The organism is Maridesulfovibrio sp. (assembly GCF_963666665.1).
Classification (GTDB): Bacteria; Desulfobacterota; Desulfovibrionia; order Desulfovibrionales; family Desulfovibrionaceae; genus Maridesulfovibrio.
Genome location: NZ_OY762999.1, coordinates 2000858 through 2020397 on the forward strand (window position 1 = coordinate 2000858; position 19540 = coordinate 2020397).

Here is a 19540-nt window from a genome sequence, read left to right on the forward strand (position 1 = left end):
CATCAACTCCCCGTGTTCCCGTTAAGACAGGCCGTGTCGACTACCGCCGACAAACTCATTGATGATGAACGAGTCCTCCCGCAGCAAGGCAACCCCATTTAGAATGGTCCTGCGATCCTCCGTGAGTCCTATACTGAAACCGGTCAGCAATTTTTCACCGTCAGGCAAGAATTTTATCTCTGCATCTTCTACAGGAAGAACCCCGATAACCTCATCAACGGCAACGCCGAATTCAGTCTCCTCATCCGCCAGCAAGACGACACCGGGCCTTTCCGAATCGAGTTTATCACCGGTTCCAAGAAAAACGCACAAATCAACTACGGCCCACAAATGACCGCGAACACTCATCACCCCAAGATGAAAATCAGGGGTACAAGGAACGGGAACAATATCTTCAGGAATCATCACTTCTTTGACTACCGAAGTCTCGACACCGTAGGTGTGGGAGCCCATGCGAAAAAAAACATATTCCCGCGCGCCGGACTTCTGTTCTTCTTCAGTTGTTTCTGCAGAAATTTTCAAGGCCAACTTTTCCGCCCTCTTACGGAGAAGTTCCCTGTCACTTTCACGTTTGAAGTAATCCAAGGTATTCGTTTCCATTCTTTAACCTCTGATCAAATGCTACTTAACCAACTGCTGCTGAACCAAATGAACCATTTCCATCAACCGTCCGGCTGTTACATTATCTGAGCAAGGTACAGACTCATCCTGATCCATTTTCTCCAACTCCTGCACAGAAATACGGAAATGTCGCAATGCACCATTACTGTCATTCTTTTCCAAATATATATTGCCGAGAAGAAAATGCGCCATGATAAATTCGCTATCCAGAAAAACAGCATTACGCATATGAGCTAAAGCTGTACCCAAATCCCCCTGCTGAAAGCAAATCTGTCCGAGCAAAAAATGGGCACACGGGGAAACCCGATCCAACTCAAGAGCCTTAACGCACCACCGGGCAGCTTCATCAGCCAAACCGGAATCAGCCTTGATTCGGGCAATTCCGAGAAAGGCAGCAGCCTTAATTTCCCTCGGATTTTCATGCTCAACCACTTCTTTATAAAGTGATACTGCCTTGAAAGTATCACCTTGCATCCACACTTGCTCAGCCTGCTTGAGCAAAGCCGCACCGTCGTTCCCCGCCCGTGGCAGAACAGGAGGTTCAAGCACAGAATCAACCTCATGCACAGGAATTTCCGGTTCAGCAAACAGAAAATCATCAGAATCAACCGGAGTAGACTCCAATTGCGCATTAAAATCAAACTGTTCTGCAGCAGATGAGACTGGAATTTCAGAATCACCCCGAAATTTAAAGCCGTCAAAGCCCATTTGACATTCCGGCACATAATTTTCAGTTTTCCGGAACAGGAGAACTCCACCGACATTTACGGGTTCAAAGCGCCCGTGACTGCTGAGCAACCCCGATTCGCTAGGCGTCGCAACAAGCCATCCACCGGGAGTAAGGCAGTTCCAAAGTTTATCGAGGACAGACCGGACTCCCTCCGACGAAAAATACATAAGTACGTTACGGCAGAAAATGACATCCATATCCTGTAATGTCACAGGCACGGATGCATCCATTAGATTCAAGCGGGAAAGATTAACCATCCTTTTAATGGACGAATCAAGAATAAATGAATTGGAACCGACCTTGCGAAAAAAAATATCCCTGAAGCCCGTATCCTCTGACCGGAATGACCACTTGCGGTAACACCCTTCGCGGGCTTTAATCAAAGCTTTGCTATCTATGTCCGTGCCGAAAATTTCAGCACTAATTCCGGATCTGCGGCAGATCATGGCAATGGTGTAAGGTTCTTCACCGGTTGAACAGGCCGCAGACCAAATTCTGGCCGCGCCGTTCAGTCCACTACCCCTGTCCCTCAGCTTTCGCAGGATTTCATATTCCAGAACCATTAAGGCATTGGTATCACGAAAGAAAAAAGTCTCACCAATAGTCAGCCTATTGATAAACTGCTCAAGATCATTATTGCCAACATTAGGGGAAAGAATATACTCAAGGCACTCGGCAGGGGTTCTGAATGATGAATCTTCCCGCTGAAAACGAACCACAGCACTGCGCAGGTCCTTCCACCTCTCCGAGGAAAAATTCAGGCCGAACCTGTTACGAACCATGTCCGCCAATTCGCTAACCCTGTCATCAGTCAAAAAATTAATCATCTGCTGCGGAATCCTCCGCTTCGTTCACTGCCGCTATAGCTGCCAGTAAATCCATTTCCTGTTCCGGATCAAGAAGCTTGCTCATATCCTGAACCAGCACCACATCAGAACCAATACCTGCTAGAGATTTCAGGAGGGATATCCCCGGCCAGATTTCGTCCGCATCATGTGTGGCTTTGTTATCAATTTCAAGAACGTCACTGATACGATCAGCAAGCACAGCCATGCGCCGCCCATTGGCGGAACTGAAAATAAGCCGGTCGCTAAGAATCACATCACGCTCTTCTCCGCCAATCCTGCCCCGCAAACCAAGAACCGGTACAATATTACCGCCATGATTAACCACGCCCAGAACAGGAACGGGCGCATCCGGAACCGGGGTCAGTTGCACAGCACGCTCAACGCGATCCACAGCAACCGAAGGCAAGGCGAATTTGCAGGAATCAACCTCGAAAATTACGTATTCAGTATTAGGCATAATTTTATTTCCCGGCAGCTGCAGATTTTTCCATCAGGGCATTGTATTTCTTCATCACCTTCACCGCATAGGCACGAGCCCTGCCGGGCAGATTCTTGGGCGAACCGGTATGATAGGCCCCGATAGCCCGCCAATTATAGCCATAACGGTCAAGACAATAGCGCAGTATCCATGCTCCCAGCCGCAAATTCTCTTCCGGCTCCAAAGCTTCGGCAGGACTGAGGTCAAATTTCCTGATCCAGTATGAGTTTACCTGCATCAGCCCCACATCATAACTTTTGCCCTTATACTTTTCGATAATGGCAAGAGCTTCTTCACGGGAATCAGGATACACGCTTCTACCCTCGATGTTCAAGGCCCACGGGTTGTAGCCGCTCTCATGATCCGCAATAGCATTCAGAATTTCCGGATGCAGGGAAAATTCATCGGCAACCTGCCCGAAAAGCGGAGGAACAGGAACCCGTTCACGGTCTGCCACCTTTATACGCTGCTGAACCTCATGCCGTTGCGAAGGTGAAAACTCACGCTCCGCATCAAACGGAATGATCATACGGAACACAATAGCCCCGCTAAGGATTAGATACAAGGCAACAATGAATCTAGTCATTAACGTTTAACTGCCTAAAATCTAGATCTGACCTGTTCGGCCTCTTCAAATTTTTCCTGCACTTCAAGGGCCTTGGCAAGTGTTTCCCAAAACTGCTCTTTCGCAGGTTTAAGCGCCGCACTCTGGCGGGCCAGAACTTCAGCTACCTGCGGATCCTCGCCGCTTTCGAGATAAATACGGGCCAGCATATTCATGGCTGCGGCATCGTTATGGTTGGCGTTCAAGGCCTGATGCAAATATTCACGAGCCTTGTCCATATCTCCCCGGGTATAGGAAATCCGGGCCAGATGGCGCATACTCAGGGCATCCCCGCCCTTGAGCTTTGCAGCCTTTAGATAATACTGCTCAGCCTCGTCCAAGCCCTTGTCCTGCTCGGAAAGCACTCCAAGACGTACGAGGGAAAAGACGTTTTCAGGCTCCAGTTCAAGGCATTTCTCGTAAGCCTCACGCGCCCTGTCCATGCTGCCAAGCATCTGGCAGGTCCAGCCGAGGTTGTAGAGGGCCATGATGTTCTTGGGCGTAATGCTGAGAACTTCCTCAAACTGCTTGCGGGCCTGCTCAGGCTTGCCGACCTGCGCATAACAAATCCCCAAGGAGTTTCGAGCAAGTATGTTGTCGGAATCAGCCAGCAGGGCAAGGCGAAATTCCTCAATAGCGCCGTAAATATCACCATCCACGTAGTATCGGTCAGCTGAAATATTCAACGAAACTGAATCAAACTGGGCCACCATGGGCTTTTCGAGCATGAGCGAATGATCCAGACCTTTACGGCAGTTCTCAAGAATTTCACTGCGACGATAATTAAGGAAGGGAAATGAAGCGACCCCGGCAGCAAGCTCGATTTCAAAGTCATCTGAGCACTCGCGCACCAAACGCAGTACATTTTCCATCACAGCATCTGATTCACCATCAGGGAAGAAATAGATCAGGCTGTTCAGGCTGTACCGCCCTCCCATGCAGGACTTATCAAAAAAGGTCTCCGCCCTTGAGGCAACTTTCTGGACTTGGGCATCGGTCAGCTTTTGAAAATTGCCCCCCTGCTCCGCCGGATTAGCAGCGAGACGCAGTACTGCTACAGAAAATCTCTCCAAATTCTGACGCATCCGGCTGTAACGCCCGATGAATTCTTTGTAGCTGTACAGTCCGGTAATCATATCCCTCTGCGGGGAGACATTCGCTTCCGGTCCGGCCTGCGCATCAAAAAAACTGTCCTTTTCATTGAGCAGGGTCAGCCGGTCGCCATCGGTAACAGGCCATGCCGGATCACTTAAATGCAGAATCTCCGCAAAGGCGATTTCTTCCTGCACCTCGATAATGACCACCTCGGCCTTGTACATGGTCGGATAGGTTCCTGAAATACGTTCATCTTCTGTGAGACGGGCCTGTGTACCGGACTGATAATCCGGGGACCAGACCAGAAAACGCGCCCCTTCACGAGCATCTACACTCTGCCCGATAGACAGAGCCAGACGCTGCAACGGCAGGACTTCCAGAACCTTGGCACCCTTCTGCAAAATCTCGGAATAGGCAAAAACGCAATTTCGTCCGAAATCCTTAGCCGTAGCTACGGCTTTGGCGGCCTTGCGCATTAGAATGCGGGCCTGCTCGTCTGCTGAACGCTTAAAATGGGGACCGGAAAGGGACTGCGGATAGTTGGCGTAACCGGCACTGACGCTGATCTTAAGCACATCACCGGTTACCGGATCTTCAACCTTAAATTTCTCCACCAGAGCGCGCAATTCTTCCGCCAGCTTAGCACAGGCTTTAGGCCGTCCATCCGGAATAAGGAATGAAAACTTATCATCAAAAATACGGGCACAGATCACGGACTCGGGTACAACTTCCTTAATGCTCGCCGAAAGATCGGCTATTATGGAGTCGCCAAGGCCATATCCGTATCGATCATTGATGCGTTGGAAATGATCCAGATCGAGAACAACAACACCCACAGAACCACTAAAAGTGGGAATACCGGGATCTTTGCAACCACCGGTGGTGGGCATCATGCAGTTCTGGATCAGGTCTAATTCCCTATTCAGTTTGGACATGAAATAATCACGGGTAGCCATACCGGTCAGCTGATCGGTAATGGAACCTTTATAAAGCAGAATCTTTTCCAGCGAACAGGCAGCCAAGGATTCGAGATAAGGCGGCAAAGCTTCCGGTGCTTCAAGCTCTACGCCTCGTGCAATAAAATAGCAGAGGTCGCGGCCGCGTAACCGCAATGGAAGCATAAGCTGCGCTTCCTCGGCATTGTAGCGAGCCTCCAGCTTGGCCCGAAACTGCCCTTTGGCAGGCTTGGGAAAATAAAGGCTGTATGATTCGAAAGGCAGGAATTCCTGAATGAGGTCCTTAAGGGTGTGCTCGTAGAGGATCAAATCCTGCGGGGAAAGACTGATTCCGGAGGTGAAGAGATTATCCTTATTCATAGGCAGGGACATAACCCGCATGGAGATTCAAGACAAGCAGGGAGTTAGTGAAACGGGCTGTTAATTAGCCCCAGACGGAATAATTATGAACTTTTCAACAAAATAAACATTTTCGTAAATACCAAACAAAGACTTTTGTAGCTTAATACAAATTTGCAACACTTTTCATTACATACTGCCGTATTTTCGCTCCTCCATCCCCCAAACAAGCACTCCCATTTCTTATTTTTTGACTACTCAATCAATCACTAACCGCATATTTAAACAATAAAACAAATCAGAATACACCACTTTGCACACTAATTGCAAATATTAATTGCAAAATACAAATATGAATAAGATAATTTTACAATTTTGAGATTTTACTCTCTAAAAAAAGACTCACAAGCGAGATTTTAATGCCCCCTACCCTGATCGAAAAACACTCAAAACAGCTGCTGCAGGTAATGCCCGCCACTTCCAACTGCATGTCTAGACTGACCAGACTGGACAGGCAGTGGACAATGGCAACCATGACCGGAAAAATTAATTGCAGCCGGATCGCACAGACCCTCATTGATTTTATCATCAAAACTCAGGAAAACTTCTCCGGCCTCAGACAGAACCTGATCGATATCCTGATTAAGGAAAACACAAACAAAGTCGTTCAGGAAATATCTGCTGTAGCGCAGGTAGTTATCGACATCCTTAAACGGAATCTCTTCGAGAGAACCGCAGACGTCGGCTTCCTTGCTACAGATGAAGACCTTGTCCGCTTTCTTTCAAATCCGGAAAGATACAGCCATGAAGTATCCATTATTGAAGACAGGCTTCGCGAGTACAGGGACAAATACACAGTATACAATGAAATAATTATCCTCGACACTGAGGGCAGAGTCTGCGCGCACCTTGACCAGAACAACAAAATTACGGCCTCAAGAGATCGACTTATCCGTGAAACCCTTGAAGCAAAAGATTATGTGGAAACTTACAGAAGCAGCGACCTAGCCCCGGAGTCAGGAAAAGTCCTGATATATTCTCAGGCAATCAAATCTCCCGGAACAGGAACCAACCTTGGAGTCCTGTGCTTAATATTTGATTTCGACGGTGAAATGGATGGGGTTTTCAAACACCTGAGCGAGTTTTCAAAGGACACAGTGCTTATTGTACTGGATGACCGGGGCTGCGCAATCGCTTCCAGCAACTCAGACTCAATTCCTGTCGGCAGAAGGATAAACATGAATCTTGATGAGGATTTCCAGATAGTCAGCATCAACAGCACTCCGTACCTATCCAAAACAGTCAGAACCAAAGGATATCAGGGATTCTTCGGATTGCCATGGTATGGCCATGTTCTAAAGAGACTGGACACAGCCTTCAGTGGAAGCAGCAACAATTCATTTGACGCAGCAACCATCAGAGACAAAGCTCATTTTTCAGGGAGACTTACCCATGTGGAAGAAGCTTCCGAAAATGTTCTTTCAGACCTTGAACTGGTTGTGCAGAACGGCGAAATTATGGCTGCAAAGAAATGCATTGCGCCGAATCCGGTTGAGCAGATGGAAGGACGCGCCCTTCCGCACATCCTTAATGAGATCAAAAAAATCGGTGATCAGGTGCAGAGCGTATTCCAGCACTCCACCGACGAACTCCTCCAGCTCGTTACCGCCTCAAGACTGCATGACACGCAGTTCCTTGCCCAGCTGGCCATCGACATCATGGACCGCAACCTTTACGAACGGGCCAATGACTGCCGCTGGTGGGCGCTGACATCAGATTTCAAGACAATTCTCGCAAAGCCGACAATTGATGACGCAGACCGAGACCGGATGCGGAGAATTCTGAGCTATATCAACAGCCTGTACACAGTCTACACCAACCTGTTCGTCTATGACCGGACAGGAAAAATACTGGGCTGCTCCAACCCCGGAGAATACGACAAGGAAGGAAGGATATTAAACGCCGGCTACGTAGTCGAAGCCACAAGAATAACCGATTCACAGCTGTATTGCGTTTCCGATTTCATCAAGACCGACCTCTATGCTTCGGAAGGTCAGGACCGATATACATACATATACAATGCATCCATCACCGCGCATGAAGATTCTACACATGTATTGGGCGGCATCGGTATTGTATTTGATTCAGAACCTGAATTTAAAGCCATGCTGGGGGACGTTCTCCCTAAAGATGGTCAGGGCAGGATCATTGAGGGTGCAGAAGGAATGTTTGTAGAACCGGGAGGCAAATTGATCTCCGCAACCAACCCCGCACGCAAGCCGGGTGAAATAATCAACTTAGACCCGGATTTCACCAAGCTTAACGAAGGCGAATCAGCTGTCAAACTGACAGAAGAAGACGGCTCCCTCTACGCTGTAGGCTGTGCACACTCTGCCGGATATCGGGAATATAAACGGGACGGAAGCTATAAAAACAACGTGCTCTGCGTGGTGCGGGTGTTGATTTAAACTCATAAACACAAGACATAAGACTTCTTGCCTTTCATTGTTGTCAGGTGTAGCGTCCCGACATCAATTAACATCGCTACAGCAATACTGCCCACTTTTTCAGGATTTCTCTAATGAACCTATCTCTTCTCCGGGCAGTAGAAGTCCGTTTATTCCATTCTGTTTATATGTCACATGCCGTCCGCAGAGGCGGCATGAACCTTGTCCGCTAAGCCATGTGTAGGATGCGGATGGTGCTGTGTTTCCGACCAATGCGAAGTTTCACACCGTAAATACGGATACATGAGAAGATGCCCGGATCTCTTCTGGGAAGATTCTATAAACCGCTACGTCTGTCTTTTGATGAGTGACCCCAACGAAGGTGATGACGCAAAACTCCAGCTTTTCGAAGGCCTCGGCTGTTGTGCCCCGCTCATGACATGGCGCAATGATGTCCGCAATCGGGACAATGATTGAATTTTAGTAAATAGACTTTACCTCCTCCAGCACAAAAGTACTCCGGGTGGCACTAACTCCTTTGGTATTGGCAAATTCTTTCATTACCACGGAGGAATAGTGCTGCATATCACGCGCAACAATCTCAACCATAATATCAACATTGCCGGAGACTGCGTAGACACTGACTACGCCTTCAATCTTGGACAGCTCTTCAGCAAGCTCTGCCCAGCCGACACTTGCATCGCGGAAGACCCCGCAATACGCACGCACGGAATACCCAAGCTTGAGGCGATCGGTCAGGGCACGATAACCGACAATCACCCCCTCTTTTTCCAAACGTGCTATCCGGCGAGAACAGCTCGAATGGGTAAGGTTAACCAACTCTGCCACCTCTTTATTTGAGATCCGTCCATTTTCCTGAAGAGCGGCAACTATCTGCCGATCTACATCATCAAGCTTTGTCATATGCAAACTCTTTGCGATTACAGGTTTGATTCAAATCTCTATTTCACATCTCACGCAAATAAAGTCAAATCAATGCACATATTTTGATATTTTTAAGCATTAGTGAAAATTGTTTGCATAAAAACGCAAAAAAGAATTAAACAAGAAGGAATTCAGCGCCAAAACACTGAACCGCTTCCAAGCAAGGAGTAAATCATGAACTTCGCATTAAAATCTAACAGCTTAATAACAGCTTTCAGAACATATCTCGAAGCGATCTATAACATTCAGGCAAGGCTGCATATGCCCCGCGCCTGCTCAATTGAAAATTCAGCACCAGCTAATAATAAATAATTTCCAACATCCCTGCAGGACTTTTCACATCGACCATCCCCGGCGATGGAGTTCTGAGAACAAGGCCGCACAGCAGCACAAGCACACAAGACGCAATCATCCCCTTTTGCAGACAAACCAGCTGTGCGGCCTTATAAAACACCAACTACACCGGCAAAATCCTACAATATCTAAGATTTATTCTCATTCATTTGCTTACGTTTCTCTTTGCTCTTCTGATACCACTCTTGATCTCCATACAACTCATCCGAACATTTCTCACATAGACCGTGGCTGAACAATGAATTTGTATGACTCTCGATATATGCTTCCAGGTCACTCCAATACCCCTCGTCATCCTTGATTTTTCTACACTTGGAGCAAATGGGCAGCAAACTGTTCAAAGTGCGTATATTTTCTTCCTTAAGTTCCAGTAATTTTGAATTTTTTGAAAGCAGAACTCCTAGATATACGATGGACAAAAGCGCCAAAACAGTAACCGCAAAACCTGGCAATTCACTTAAAGCGTTAATCAAAGGCCCCCGTTGCAACTCATTGGTCCAAATTAAAAACGTAAGTATTTGCCTTGCAGCCATCAAAAAAAACATTGCGGCAAGAAAAAGAATCTTCCACTCCCGAAATTTAACTGAAACAAACACAGCAATCCCAAAAGCGAAAAGTCTCACAATAATAGACACCAACAATTCGGGCTTTGGTACCAGACACCAAATTACGGCAAGAAGAACAATCCCTGCAATTGCGTAAAATATGGTCGATTTAGGCAAGAGACTCACCCTCCTTAGCTAACATATCAGAATTAAAACATTTATAACTTAGCATAGTTTGAATTAGAGTAGAACTTAAATCGACAACAAAATCCCCTAATTGACTAATCTGCTTAAACACATATTGTTATACGACTTTATAAAAGAAAGAGATTGTTTTTGAAATACACTATTAACCAAGCCGGAGAAGTCACAGCATTACGATGAAAGACAAAGCCAGTTACTGGGTTGACCACGACCTTGACGGTCTTGAATGCCTGGATGCCACATACTATTCACATCGGTTCTCGCCACACGCCCATGAGGAATATGTCATCGGAGTCATTCAATCCGGTGCACAGCGAGTACGTCTTCGTGGAGGGCATGAAATTTTTCCTGAAAACACCACCTGTGTCATCAACCCGGAAGAACTCCATACCGGACATGCCGCCACCGGAGCAGGCTGGAGCTACAAAGTCATATACCCTCACCCGTCAGTACTAAAAACAATATCAGAACAGATACACGAACACTCAACAGGAACACCGTATTTCAATCAAAATGTGTATCAAGATAAAACTGTGTCCAGCTTATTCCTACGCCTGCATGCATCTCTTAATTCAAAATTCTCTACTCCCCTTGCAAAACAAACCTTACTCAACAATGCGCTCTCACAATTTATCCTTCGTTACGGATCGGAAAAACCGTCTTTGCCACGGAACAGAAAGAACACTCCCGGAATATCCCGTGCCCGCGAGTACCTTGACGCATATTATGATACCCCGGTCAAACTCGACGAACTGGCAGAAGTTGCATGCATGAGCCAATTTCATTTTGTGCGCTCCTTCAGCTCCCAGACGGGAATACCTCCCCATGTGTATCAATTATGTCAGCGCATAAAAGCTGCCAAAGCATTACTATGCACTGATCTGCCTATTGCCCAAATTGCCCCTGAAACAGGATTCGTGGACCAAAGCCACCTTACAAACAGGTTTAAGGCCGTGGTTGGTGTAACTCCCGGCCTGTTCCGTAAACTGAGCAAGAATCTACAATATTTCTCCGAATAGTACTGCATAAAATCTCTTGAAATAACAGGAGGATTTTATGTCATCACTTGAAAATTCATTTAATAAGATACCTTTTTTCTGGTTAGGCCTGCTCGGATTGTTATGGGGTGCAAATTTCATATTCATGAAGATAGGTGCTTCCACACTGACTCCTTCACAAATAGTCTGGCTGCGCCTTGCCTTCGGTGCACTGGTTCTATCTCCATTTCTTCCGGCGGTTATGGTGGCTGTCAAAGAAGAAAAAAAACTTCTTCTTCATGTATCGGTAATAGCTCTATTTGCAAATATTCTAACCTTTCATTGCTTTATGGAAGGAACCAGCAGACTCAATTCAGGAACTGCCGGTATTCTTAGCGGATCTGTTCCACTCCTAACCGCGATGCTGGCTGTACTGATTCTCCCCGAAGAAAAATTATCTGCCCGAAAACTGTCTGGGGTACTAATCAGTTTTGTCGGAATACTGCTTATTGCACCTCCATGGAACGGGTTTGGATCAGTAACTTTAATCGGGACAGTTTATATGCTCTTCGGCGGAATGGGATACGCCGCAGCTTTCGTTTATGCCCGAAAGAACCTTGTTGATACCGGAGTAGCCTCCATAAGTCTGGCAGCACTCCAGATGCTGCTTGCGACGATATTTTATTCTCCATTTACGGACTGGACTGGAATAACAAGTATTACCGAATCATGGAAAGTGGCCTCCAGCATTGCCGTGGGACTAGGAATCATGGGATCAGGTTTTGCTTATGTAATATATTACGGTCTTATCCAGTCTATAGGAGCCATTGCCACATCTTCAGTCTCCTACCTGACTCCGGTTGTAGCTTTATGTATGGGAATTATATTCCTTAATGAAACAACGGGCCCCGTACAGATAGCCGGGTGCGCCATGGTCATAAGCGGAATATTTCTTGTGCGCCGCTCAATACGGGACTGATATCAACTTAAAAATCCAATACACCTTACGCTAAAACTCTCACTATGCTATGGACAGTACTGAACGATAGAGGTACAGGATTTCCCCAGCCTTCCATATATATATTAATGAAAGCCTCTGGCTACAAAACCAATTATCAGGGTTTATAAGATGGAAACAATCAATAATCCGCAGGAACTTCAAAACTTGTGTCTCATGCTTCGCGCTGAAGGCAAAAAAATCGGCCTTGTACCGACCATGGGTTATTTTCATGAAGGGCACTTGAGCCTCATGGATGCTGCCCGCAAGCAGTGCGACGTGCTTATAGTCAGCCTGTTTGTGAACCCCACCCAATTCGGGGAGAACGAAGACCTCGACGCCTATCCCCACGATCTGGAACGTGATTCCAGACTTGCCGAAGAACGCGGTGTGGATATTCTCTTCGCCCCGGTGCGCGACGACATGTATTTTGAGGACCACTCCACATGGGTGGAAGTACCCGATCTGGCCACCAACCTTTGCGGCAAATCACGCCCCATACATTTCCGAGGCGTTGCAACCGTGGTCACCAAGTTGTTCATGACTGCCCAGCCTCATGTCGCTGTGTTCGGACAAAAAGACTGGCAGCAACTTGCCATCATCAAGAGGATGGTCCGCGACCTGAATATTCCGGTCGATGTGCAGGGACATGAAATAGTTCGTGAAGATTCCGGGCTGGCTTTGAGCTCCCGTAACGTTTACCTTACCGAGGATGAAAAATCCGTAGCCCCTAACATCCAGAAAGGACTGCAAAAAATGCGTGACTGGGTGTCAGCCGGAGAATCTGACGTGGCTAAACTCAAATCCGACCTCGTTGAATTCTATACCGAAACGATCCCAACCGGCCGGGTTGATTATATCGAAATTGTACACCCCGAAAACATCAATATCCTTAAAAATGTGGGCGAATCTGCACTTTGTGCGGTAGCAATACAACTTGGCAACGCAAGATTGATAGACAATTTACTCATAAAAGTGTAAGGTGACTTCATTCTTATATGCAAATTTATTTATATAGCAATTATGTGCTATATATTTCGGGGAGTTATCGAGATACGGTCTCGAAAGACATTTACCCCGCTAATTAATTCCAGGAGGAACTTTTAAATGATCAGCAGCAAAGGCAAGTACTTTTTTACCTCTGAATCAGTTACCGAAGGTCACCCCGACAAAGTGGCTGACCAGATTTCCGACGCAATCCTCGACTGCCTGCTTGAGCAGGATCCCAACTCACGCGTCGCTTGTGAAACTCTGGTAACCACCGGTATGGCATTCATCGCTGGTGAAATCTCCACTGCAGGATACGCAGACTTCCCCGCAATCGTTCGTGATACCATCCGTGAAATCGGCTACGTTCACTCCGACATGGGCTTCGACGCTGATACTTGTGCTGTTATTTCTTCTATTGATAAACAGTCTGTGGACATCGCTCAGGGCGTTGACCGCAACACCCCCGAAAGCCAGGGTGCTGGTGACCAGGGTATGATGTTCGGTTTCGCATGCAAGGAAACCGACACCCTCATGCCTGCTCCCATCTACTGGTCCCACAAACTTTCCCGCAAACTGGCTGACGTACGTAAAGACAAGACCCTGTCCTACCTTCGTCCTGACGGTAAAACCGAAGTTTCTTTCGAATACTTCAACGGTAAGCCCGTCCGCATCGCTGACGTTGTTATCGCTGCACAGCACGATGACGGCATCGAGCAGGAACAGATTTACGAAGACATCAAACGTGAAGTTGTTCTGGCTACCCTGCCCGCAGACATGGTTGACGATGCAACCAAAATCTACATCAACACCACCGGTCGTTTCGTAATCGGCGGCCCCATGGGTGACTGCGGCCTGACCGGTCGTAAGATCATCAACGACACCTACGGCGGTATGGGCAACCACGGCGGTGGTGCTTTCTCCGGTAAGGACCCGTCCAAAGTTGACCGTTCCGGCGCATACATGGCCCGTTACATCGCTAAGAACATCGTAGCTGCCGGCCTTGCCGAGCGCGCGGAAGTTCAGGTTGCATACGCAATCGGTGTTGCAGAGCCCGTATCCGTTCTGGCTACCTCCCACGGTACCGGCGAAGTTTCCGATGAAACCCTGACTGAAGCAGTTAAGGAAGTATTCGACCTGCGCCCCTGGTACATCTCCGAGCGTCTGGACCTTCGTCGTCCCATCTACAAGCCTTCCGCTTGTTACGGACACTTCGGCCGCAACAACCCCAACTTCACTTGGGAACGCACCGACGCTGTAGACGATCTCAGAACTGCCTGCAAAATCTAAGCAGCACTGAATCACACAGTTTACTCACCCCCGGAAGCCTTCTGGTTTCCGGGGGTTCTTTTTTTCAAACAAATATCATATTCCTGCACATTCACAAATCGAAGATTAATAAAAAATCGCGATTGAAAATAAAACCTGATTATGTGAAAGTATGTTCCTGTTGACAAATTGGAGTGCACCAGAGGTGCTGTTTTCATTATCTAGCAATCACTTTATGATTTTGTAAGGAATTAACGATATGCCATTTTATGAATTTGAAGGCTTGGTACCGGTAGTAGACCCTACAGCATATGTACATCCGACAGCTGTACTTATCGGCGATGTCATCGTAGGAGCAGGAGCATACATAGGTCCCTGCGCTTCTCTGCGGGGAGACTACGGACGTTTGATCATCGAAGAAGGATCAAATGTTCAGGATGGCTGCATCATGCATGGCTATTGCGATGTAGATACAATTGTCGAACAGAATGTATCTGTCGGGCACGGCGCAGTTCTGCACGGATGTATTGTCAAAAAGAACTCGCTCATAGGCATGAATTCCGTGGTAATGGATGGTACCATAATTGGAGAAGAAAGCATCGTAGCGGCCATGTCTTTTGTTAAGGCAGGATTCCAAGGAACAGCACGACAGTTATTGGCAGGCTCTCCAGCAAAAGAACTCCGTCAGGTAACTGATCAGGATATGCACTGGCATGGATTGAACATCAAGGAATATCAGGCCTTGGCCGGTCGCTCGGCACAATCGATAAAAGAAGTGCAGCCACTGACTGCGGTGGAAGAAAACCGTCCCCGACTAGCAGGGGTTACGGATGTAAAACCCAAGATGTAGTTATAAATTACCGCTCACATTCCCAACCCCGGAAACCGTCTGGTTTTCGGGGTTTCTTTTGATATAGAAAAACTCGGCACCGTTAATTTCGGCATACGTTTATTAAAAGCGTACTCTTCATCAGCATCAGCATGATTCAATCGCATCCATTTTCTGCAACTCTTATAGGCTTAAAAGCACAAAAACGAGTCTGAATTGTTTTTTCGTACAACACCCTGAGATTTAAAGTTTTTTATGTAACTCCCTTGACGTGGAGCCTGTCGATCATGTTAGTATACCATTAATAACCACATACAATTCACGATCAAATAAAAGGAGAATAAAATGTGCAAGACTTGTAATTGCGGTACCAATAGCGAATCAGGAAAGCATCAGCATGCCCACGCTCACGGTAACGGAGTAGCTCATTCCCATGACCACGATCACGAACATGCGCACATCCATGAGCATACCCATGCAGACGGAACAACCCATTCGCATGAGCATGCACATGTTCACTCACATTCACACGACCACACCCACACTCACTCGCACACCCACGACAGTGAACATAACCACGATCATTTCCATTCCCACGGAAGCCATTGCACAGACGAAGCACATGCCCACTCTGATGACAACTCTCACAATCACGACCACGGTTAGAATGCAAAGAAGACAATAAGCGGCTAACAAACTTTAAACCACCCGGAGAATCTGAATTTTCCGGGTGTTTTTTTTACACTTGAGCCAAATCGCTTTAGCGGGTAAAGAAACGGCTTGCATCAACCAGAACGCAAGTCAGGAGATTTACGATATGAGTGCTTTTAAAATCGTCGAAGCTAAACCGAATCCGGATTTTAATATTTTTTATTTTGCAGAGCTTAACGGTTCCACCCGCATCGAGCATTCCCTCATGGAAAGCCTCGAAAAATACTGGAACGAATGGCTGCCCCACCTCAAGGCTTACACTCTGAAGCAGCCTGAAGGCGGTAAAGGCACCGACTTCCTGCTTCTTTACCTTGAAAAGGAAGTTGAGGATTCCGTTGAAGAAATCTGGCAGAAAACACCCACCGAGGGCCTTGCACACCACAACCTCGCGATCACCATCGTAATGTCCGCAGCACAGTCCCTGATTCCGCAGCTGGAAGAAGGTAAGTGTGCACCGCTTCCCAAGCCGGGTGAAGAAGTGCTCAAGGCATTCGAATCCCTCGGACTCACTTGGAATCAGGAAGGTACCGTTAACCGCCAGTACGCGGTATTCACTCCCTTCCCGTACTCCGGTGGCTGTGAAGTCTGCTACCTTGAGGACACCTGCCCCAAGAGCCAGACACGTAAATAGTAAGTTTTTTTGTTGATATAGAAATTGAAAAGCCCGCCAGAGCGTTTGCTCTGGCGGGCTTTTGTTTGTTTTGATCATAAGCTTCAAAGTAAGCGTAGGATTTAACAAATCATTTCACCCCTCGCCAATCGGAAATCATTCTACTATATAAACGAACAACAAATTATAGACACTTTTTCAATCAGGAGTTCCCATGCTGTTGTTCCCCCCTCAAATTAAAATCAAAGAAGGCGAAGGCTTTACCCCGGAAAATGACACTTTCAATCGTAAAGAATTCGGTGAAAGTTTAGCTCGCTTAGTGAAGCATGCAGATGATGCTTTAGTCATTGGCCTTGATGCTCCTTGGGGCGAAGGTAAGACAACTTTCGTTAAGCAATGGCAGGGACTACTCAAAAACGACTTTGAAATCGATTCCATTTACTTTGACGCATTTGCACATGACTACCAATATGATCCTCTCGCCGTTCTTGCAGACGAGTTCTATGCATTCATTGACCAAAAGACATCAACGGAAGAAAGCGATGATTTTTGGCAGGAGCAAAAACCAAGTTACCTTGAAGGAGCAGCAAACTGGGTTGCCAGTAAAGCTCCAGCCGTCGGAAAAATATTTGGAGCAGGGATAGGAGCATTTTCAGCAGCATGTTCTGGTGGCGGTGGCCCAGAAACCGATGCTGCAACAGCAGGTGCAGCTGCAACTGGAGAAGTAACAGGAGAACAAATTGAAGCCATTTTCAAAGCCCGCCAAGAAGCCAAACGCGGATTAAAAGGATTCCGTGATTCTTTAAAAACTATCGGCAAAGAGCTACGTGAGAGACAAAATAAACCTCTTGTCTTCATAATTGATGAGTTAGACAGATGCCGCCCTGATTTTGCTTTAGATTTAATTGAAAAGGTTAAGCATGTTTTTTCTGTTCCAGGAATTGTATTTGTGCTTGTTTATAACAAGGAGCAGATGTGTGGACATATTGAATGTCGATATGGAGCTAAGGTTCAATCGCAAATATATTTGAATAAATTCATTAACATAGAAACCATGCTACCTAAAAACAAAAACATAAGCCAACTTCATTACGACGACAGCAATAAGTTCATTGAATTTGTATCATCAAGAATGGATTTGAGATTAGACTATAAGGCCGTAAAGCTTTTAACGTTTTACAGTTCTAAAAAAGACATTGCACTTCGTGAAGTTGAAAAATTATTAACAAGTGTATCAATTGCAAAAAGCAGCCTAAGAAAAAGTTTATCAGAATGGGACAATCTAATCTGTGGATTGTGTCTTATTCATCTACTTGAACCTAGTATTTTCAAAAAATTATTAGTGAAAGAACAATGCTGGCAAGAATGTGAAACTTTTTTTGAATTCAACAGTACCCCTGAACATTTTGATAATCAAACAGGAGAATTCGGCTATTTTAAATTAACTTGGCACTCCATCTTAAACCCTCAAGCCACACCAGATGAAAGACATAGGTTTGCAGACCATCGCTATAATATCAATGACTTAGTCCCCATATACTGCAAAAGTCTATTAAGATTTCTCCCTGAAACAAACTAATATAACGTGATTATCTAAAAAAAGCCCGCCAGAACAGTGTTCTGACGGGCTTTTACAATTAAACAAATAAAGCTTCCCCTACTCCACAAACGCCACACTCTTCAAAAGCGTCCGCTCACCAAAAAATTCTTCCAGCCTTTCGCGCTCGGATTCGAGAATGCGGATTTCGGACAACCCAACTTCCTCTTTGACCCCGCCGTAAATTTTCAGGGCTTGGTCGATGAAACCGGATTCCACGAAGCAGACGTTCATGGCATATGAACGGTCATTCCACTTCATGCGGATTTTAATGATCGGGTTGCGGGTCTCATGATCCGTGACCAAGTTACCGGTACGCACCAAGGTATCACGTACATTTTTAGGCAACATGACCCCGAAACGACTCAAGTTTTCGGAAAAGGCAGGTTCGAAGGCCACGTAATAATAGGGGTCCACCTTTAACGCGATGGATTTGCCCGGAATATTCAGGATAAAAGGATTTTCAGCAAAGGCCTTTCCCAGCCCTTTCTGCAGGCGATCAATGCGATCTTTATAATCTTGTAAGGACATTGGTGTAATCCCCCTTTAATTGAGTTATTACACCAAGTTTAACAGCTAATCAAACTAGTTTATTCCTTACTTCAATTCATCTCGCATGCGGATGTAAGTTTCCTCATTTATCTCGCCGGAAGCGTAACGCTTCTTTAAAACATCCTGTGCGGAAGGCGCACAGGGCCCGGTATCCGGCTTGCGAAACATGCGCACAGTAAAATAAATGATCAACCCGATGACTACGAGTTGCAAAATTCCGCCAAAATGAAACGGCATCCAGCCACTCATACCATAACCGGCACCATGGCCGAATCCGGGACCGCTACACCAACTGCTTAATGCGCTGAGAAATTCCATGTCCTCACCTCGTTAAATTTATTTATATACATACTAAGTAAAAGCATATCCCATGCCATAAATTTAAGTTGTAAATCTAACACACTACAAACCAACCACCTAATAATGTGCACTAGACTGCACAATAGATAGACAAAGGATTGCACAACTCATGCTCTGAAACTATTTATGTCCCGCCAAACAATGCATGATATGCGAAGAATAAAATACAGATAAAAGCCAAAAGTTCATTCAGTGAATACATGGTCGGCTCCTCACAACTACTTCAGGTAATCGTAAGGACGGTCATCCATTACATTAATCCCATAACGTTTCTTCTTTACGTAGAAAGCCGTAGAAAACTCAGCTCTATTCGATGATTTACGAAGGACACGAATTGCAGCCCAGATGACGATAACTGCAAAAATTAACTGTACAGCCAGAATCCAAAAAACAGTTCCAGCCATACCATCAGAAAAAAGCACGCTTAAAACATCAACTGCAACATTGTATAATTCCATTCTAAACCTCGTGATTTTTGTAAATAG

General features: G+C 46.2%; 20 protein-coding genes. 10 read left to right on the top strand and 10 right to left on the bottom strand.

The window, feature by feature from the left end:
- Window positions 1-21 precede the first annotated feature (21 nt).
- From ACKU40_RS09160 to ACKU40_RS09180, 5 genes are read right to left on the bottom strand one after another with little or no spacing between them, the layout of a single operon-like run.
- Window positions 22-600 (bottom strand): chemotaxis protein CheW, encoded by a 579-nt coding sequence (locus tag ACKU40_RS09160; RefSeq protein ID WP_320176212.1) that lies wholly within the window; start codon window positions 598-600, stop codon window positions 22-24.
- A gap of 21 nt (window positions 601-621) precedes the next feature.
- Window positions 622-2178, bottom strand: coding sequence for a CheR family methyltransferase (locus tag ACKU40_RS09165; protein ID WP_320176213.1), 1557 nt, complete (start codon window positions 2176-2178; stop codon window positions 622-624).
- A complete protein-coding gene (locus ACKU40_RS09170; protein WP_320176214.1) occupies window positions 2171-2656 on the bottom strand; it encodes a chemotaxis protein CheW in 486 nt (161 codons plus the stop codon). Before ACKU40_RS09170 ends, ACKU40_RS09165 begins: the two co-directional genes overlap by 8 nt.
- 4 nt (window positions 2657-2660) lie before the next feature.
- Window positions 2661-3263 (bottom strand): lytic transglycosylase domain-containing protein, encoded by a 603-nt coding sequence (locus tag ACKU40_RS09175; protein WP_015851166.1) that lies wholly within the window; start codon window positions 3261-3263, stop codon window positions 2661-2663.
- Window positions 3264-3277: 14 nt separating this feature from the next.
- A complete protein-coding gene (locus tag ACKU40_RS09180; RefSeq protein ID WP_320176215.1) occupies window positions 3278-5692 on the bottom strand; it encodes a tetratricopeptide repeat protein in 2415 nt (804 codons plus the stop codon).
- A 398-nt stretch (window positions 5693-6090) separates the two neighbouring features.
- On the opposite strand from ACKU40_RS09180, the gene ACKU40_RS09185 reads away from it, so the two are divergent.
- Both ACKU40_RS09185 and ACKU40_RS09190 read left to right on the top strand, forming a co-directional pair.
- Entirely contained in the window at window positions 6091-8139 is a 2049-nt protein-coding gene (locus ACKU40_RS09185; protein ID WP_320176216.1) for a chemotaxis protein CheW, read from the top strand.
- Window positions 8140-8340: 201 nt separating this feature from the next.
- Window positions 8341-8595, top strand: coding sequence for a hypothetical protein (locus ACKU40_RS09190; RefSeq protein WP_320176217.1), 255 nt, complete (start codon window positions 8341-8343; stop codon window positions 8593-8595).
- Between the two features lie 3 nt (window positions 8596-8598).
- On the opposite strand, the gene ACKU40_RS09195 is transcribed toward ACKU40_RS09190, so the two are convergent.
- Window positions 8599-9042: an Lrp/AsnC family transcriptional regulator gene (locus tag ACKU40_RS09195; protein WP_320176218.1), complete on the bottom strand. Its 444-nt coding sequence runs from the start codon at window positions 9040-9042 to the stop codon at window positions 8599-8601.
- 503 nt (window positions 9043-9545) lie between these two features.
- Window positions 9546-10139, bottom strand: a complete 594-nt coding sequence (locus ACKU40_RS09200) for a hypothetical protein (RefSeq protein WP_320176219.1) — start codon at window positions 10137-10139, stop codon at window positions 9546-9548.
- Window positions 10140-10342: 203 nt separating this feature from the next.
- Here ACKU40_RS09200 and ACKU40_RS09205 point away from each other — a divergent pair, with 203 nt between their 5' ends.
- The 8 genes from ACKU40_RS09205 to ACKU40_RS09240 all read left to right on the top strand — a co-directional run bounded on the left by ACKU40_RS09205 (window position 10343) and on the right by ACKU40_RS09240 (window position 18125).
- A complete protein-coding gene (locus ACKU40_RS09205) occupies window positions 10343-11185 on the top strand; it encodes an AraC family transcriptional regulator (protein WP_320176220.1) in 843 nt (280 codons plus the stop codon).
- Between the two features lie 37 nt (window positions 11186-11222).
- Window positions 11223-12122: a DMT family transporter gene (locus tag ACKU40_RS09210; protein ID WP_320176221.1), complete on the top strand. Its 900-nt coding sequence runs from the start codon at window positions 11223-11225 to the stop codon at window positions 12120-12122.
- A 150-nt stretch (window positions 12123-12272) separates the two neighbouring features.
- Window positions 12273-13121 carry a pantoate--beta-alanine ligase gene (gene panC / locus ACKU40_RS09215; RefSeq protein WP_320176222.1) on the top strand — a complete coding sequence of 283 codons (849 nt, stop codon included), beginning with the start codon at window positions 12273-12275 and terminating at the stop codon, window positions 13119-13121.
- 126 nt (window positions 13122-13247) lie between these two features.
- A complete protein-coding gene (gene metK / locus ACKU40_RS09220; protein WP_320176223.1) occupies window positions 13248-14417 on the top strand; it encodes a methionine adenosyltransferase in 1170 nt (389 codons plus the stop codon).
- A gap of 238 nt (window positions 14418-14655) precedes the next feature.
- Window positions 14656-15246: a carnitine operon protein CaiE gene (gene caiE, locus ACKU40_RS09225; RefSeq protein WP_320176224.1), complete on the top strand. Its 591-nt coding sequence runs from the start codon at window positions 14656-14658 to the stop codon at window positions 15244-15246.
- A 324-nt stretch (window positions 15247-15570) separates the two neighbouring features.
- Window positions 15571-15891: a hypothetical protein gene (locus ACKU40_RS09230; RefSeq protein WP_320176225.1), complete on the top strand. Its 321-nt coding sequence runs from the start codon at window positions 15571-15573 to the stop codon at window positions 15889-15891.
- 151 nt (window positions 15892-16042) lie between these two features.
- Complete coding sequence (locus ACKU40_RS09235) at window positions 16043-16567, top strand: hypothetical protein (RefSeq protein WP_320176226.1); 525 nt, start codon at window positions 16043-16045, stop codon at window positions 16565-16567.
- Window positions 16568-16760: 193 nt separating this feature from the next.
- Entirely contained in the window at window positions 16761-18125 is a 1365-nt protein-coding gene (locus ACKU40_RS09240; RefSeq protein ID WP_320176227.1) for a P-loop NTPase fold protein, read from the top strand.
- Window positions 18126-18203: 78 nt separating this feature from the next.
- Here ACKU40_RS09240 and ACKU40_RS09245 read toward each other — a convergent pair whose 3' ends face one another.
- The 3 genes from ACKU40_RS09245 to ACKU40_RS09255 all read right to left on the bottom strand — a co-directional run bounded on the left by ACKU40_RS09245 (window position 18204) and on the right by ACKU40_RS09255 (window position 19513).
- Window positions 18204-18674, bottom strand: a complete 471-nt coding sequence (locus ACKU40_RS09245; RefSeq protein ID WP_320176228.1) for a hypothetical protein — start codon at window positions 18672-18674, stop codon at window positions 18204-18206.
- Window positions 18675-18740: 66 nt separating this feature from the next.
- Complete coding sequence (locus tag ACKU40_RS09250) at window positions 18741-19013, bottom strand: SHOCT domain-containing protein (RefSeq protein WP_320176229.1); 273 nt, start codon at window positions 19011-19013, stop codon at window positions 18741-18743.
- A gap of 260 nt (window positions 19014-19273) precedes the next feature.
- Window positions 19274-19513, bottom strand: a complete 240-nt coding sequence (locus ACKU40_RS09255) for a hypothetical protein (RefSeq protein ID WP_320176230.1) — start codon at window positions 19511-19513, stop codon at window positions 19274-19276.
- Between the last annotated feature and the right edge of the window lie 27 nt (window positions 19514-19540).

What these genes read in the sequence shown, in the direction of transcription:
- ACKU40_RS09250 (WP_320176229.1), bottom strand. Translation starts at nt 19,013, where the DNA reads ATGGAATTTCTCAGCGCATTAAGCAGTTGGTGTAGCGGTCCCGGATTC.
- caiE (WP_320176224.1), top strand. Translation starts at nt 14,656, where the DNA reads ATGCCATTTTATGAATTTGAAGGCTTGGTACCGGTAGTAGACCCTACA.
- ACKU40_RS09170 (WP_320176214.1), bottom strand. Translation starts at nt 2,656, where the DNA reads ATGCCTAATACTGAATACGTAATTTTCGAGGTTGATTCCTGCAAATTC.
- ACKU40_RS09175 (WP_015851166.1), bottom strand. Translation starts at nt 3,263, where the DNA reads ATGACTAGATTCATTGTTGCCTTGTATCTAATCCTTAGCGGGGCTATT.
- ACKU40_RS09165 (WP_320176213.1), bottom strand. Translation starts at nt 2,178, where the DNA reads ATGATTAATTTTTTGACTGATGACAGGGTTAGCGAATTGGCGGACATG.
- ACKU40_RS09180 (WP_320176215.1), bottom strand. Translation starts at nt 5,692, where the DNA reads ATGAATAAGGATAATCTCTTCACCTCCGGAATCAGTCTTTCCCCGCAG.
- ACKU40_RS09235 (WP_320176226.1), top strand. Translation starts at nt 16,043, where the DNA reads ATGAGTGCTTTTAAAATCGTCGAAGCTAAACCGAATCCGGATTTTAAT.
- ACKU40_RS09245 (WP_320176228.1), bottom strand. Translation starts at nt 18,674, where the DNA reads ATGTCCTTACAAGATTATAAAGATCGCATTGATCGCCTGCAGAAAGGG.
- ACKU40_RS09255 (WP_320176230.1), bottom strand. Translation starts at nt 19,513, where the DNA reads ATGGAATTATACAATGTTGCAGTTGATGTTTTAAGCGTGCTTTTTTCT.
- ACKU40_RS09230 (WP_320176225.1), top strand. Translation starts at nt 15,571, where the DNA reads ATGTGCAAGACTTGTAATTGCGGTACCAATAGCGAATCAGGAAAGCAT.
- ACKU40_RS09160 (WP_320176212.1), bottom strand. Translation starts at nt 600, where the DNA reads ATGGAAACGAATACCTTGGATTACTTCAAACGTGAAAGTGACAGGGAA.
- ACKU40_RS09185 (WP_320176216.1), top strand. Translation starts at nt 6,091, where the DNA reads ATGCCCCCTACCCTGATCGAAAAACACTCAAAACAGCTGCTGCAGGTA.
- panC (WP_320176222.1), top strand. Translation starts at nt 12,273, where the DNA reads ATGGAAACAATCAATAATCCGCAGGAACTTCAAAACTTGTGTCTCATG.
- ACKU40_RS09195 (WP_320176218.1), bottom strand. Translation starts at nt 9,042, where the DNA reads ATGACAAAGCTTGATGATGTAGATCGGCAGATAGTTGCCGCTCTTCAG.
- ACKU40_RS09210 (WP_320176221.1), top strand. Translation starts at nt 11,223, where the DNA reads ATGTCATCACTTGAAAATTCATTTAATAAGATACCTTTTTTCTGGTTA.
- metK (WP_320176223.1), top strand. Translation starts at nt 13,248, where the DNA reads ATGATCAGCAGCAAAGGCAAGTACTTTTTTACCTCTGAATCAGTTACC.
- ACKU40_RS09240 (WP_320176227.1), top strand. Translation starts at nt 16,761, where the DNA reads ATGCTGTTGTTCCCCCCTCAAATTAAAATCAAAGAAGGCGAAGGCTTT.
- ACKU40_RS09205 (WP_320176220.1), top strand. Translation starts at nt 10,343, where the DNA reads ATGAAAGACAAAGCCAGTTACTGGGTTGACCACGACCTTGACGGTCTT.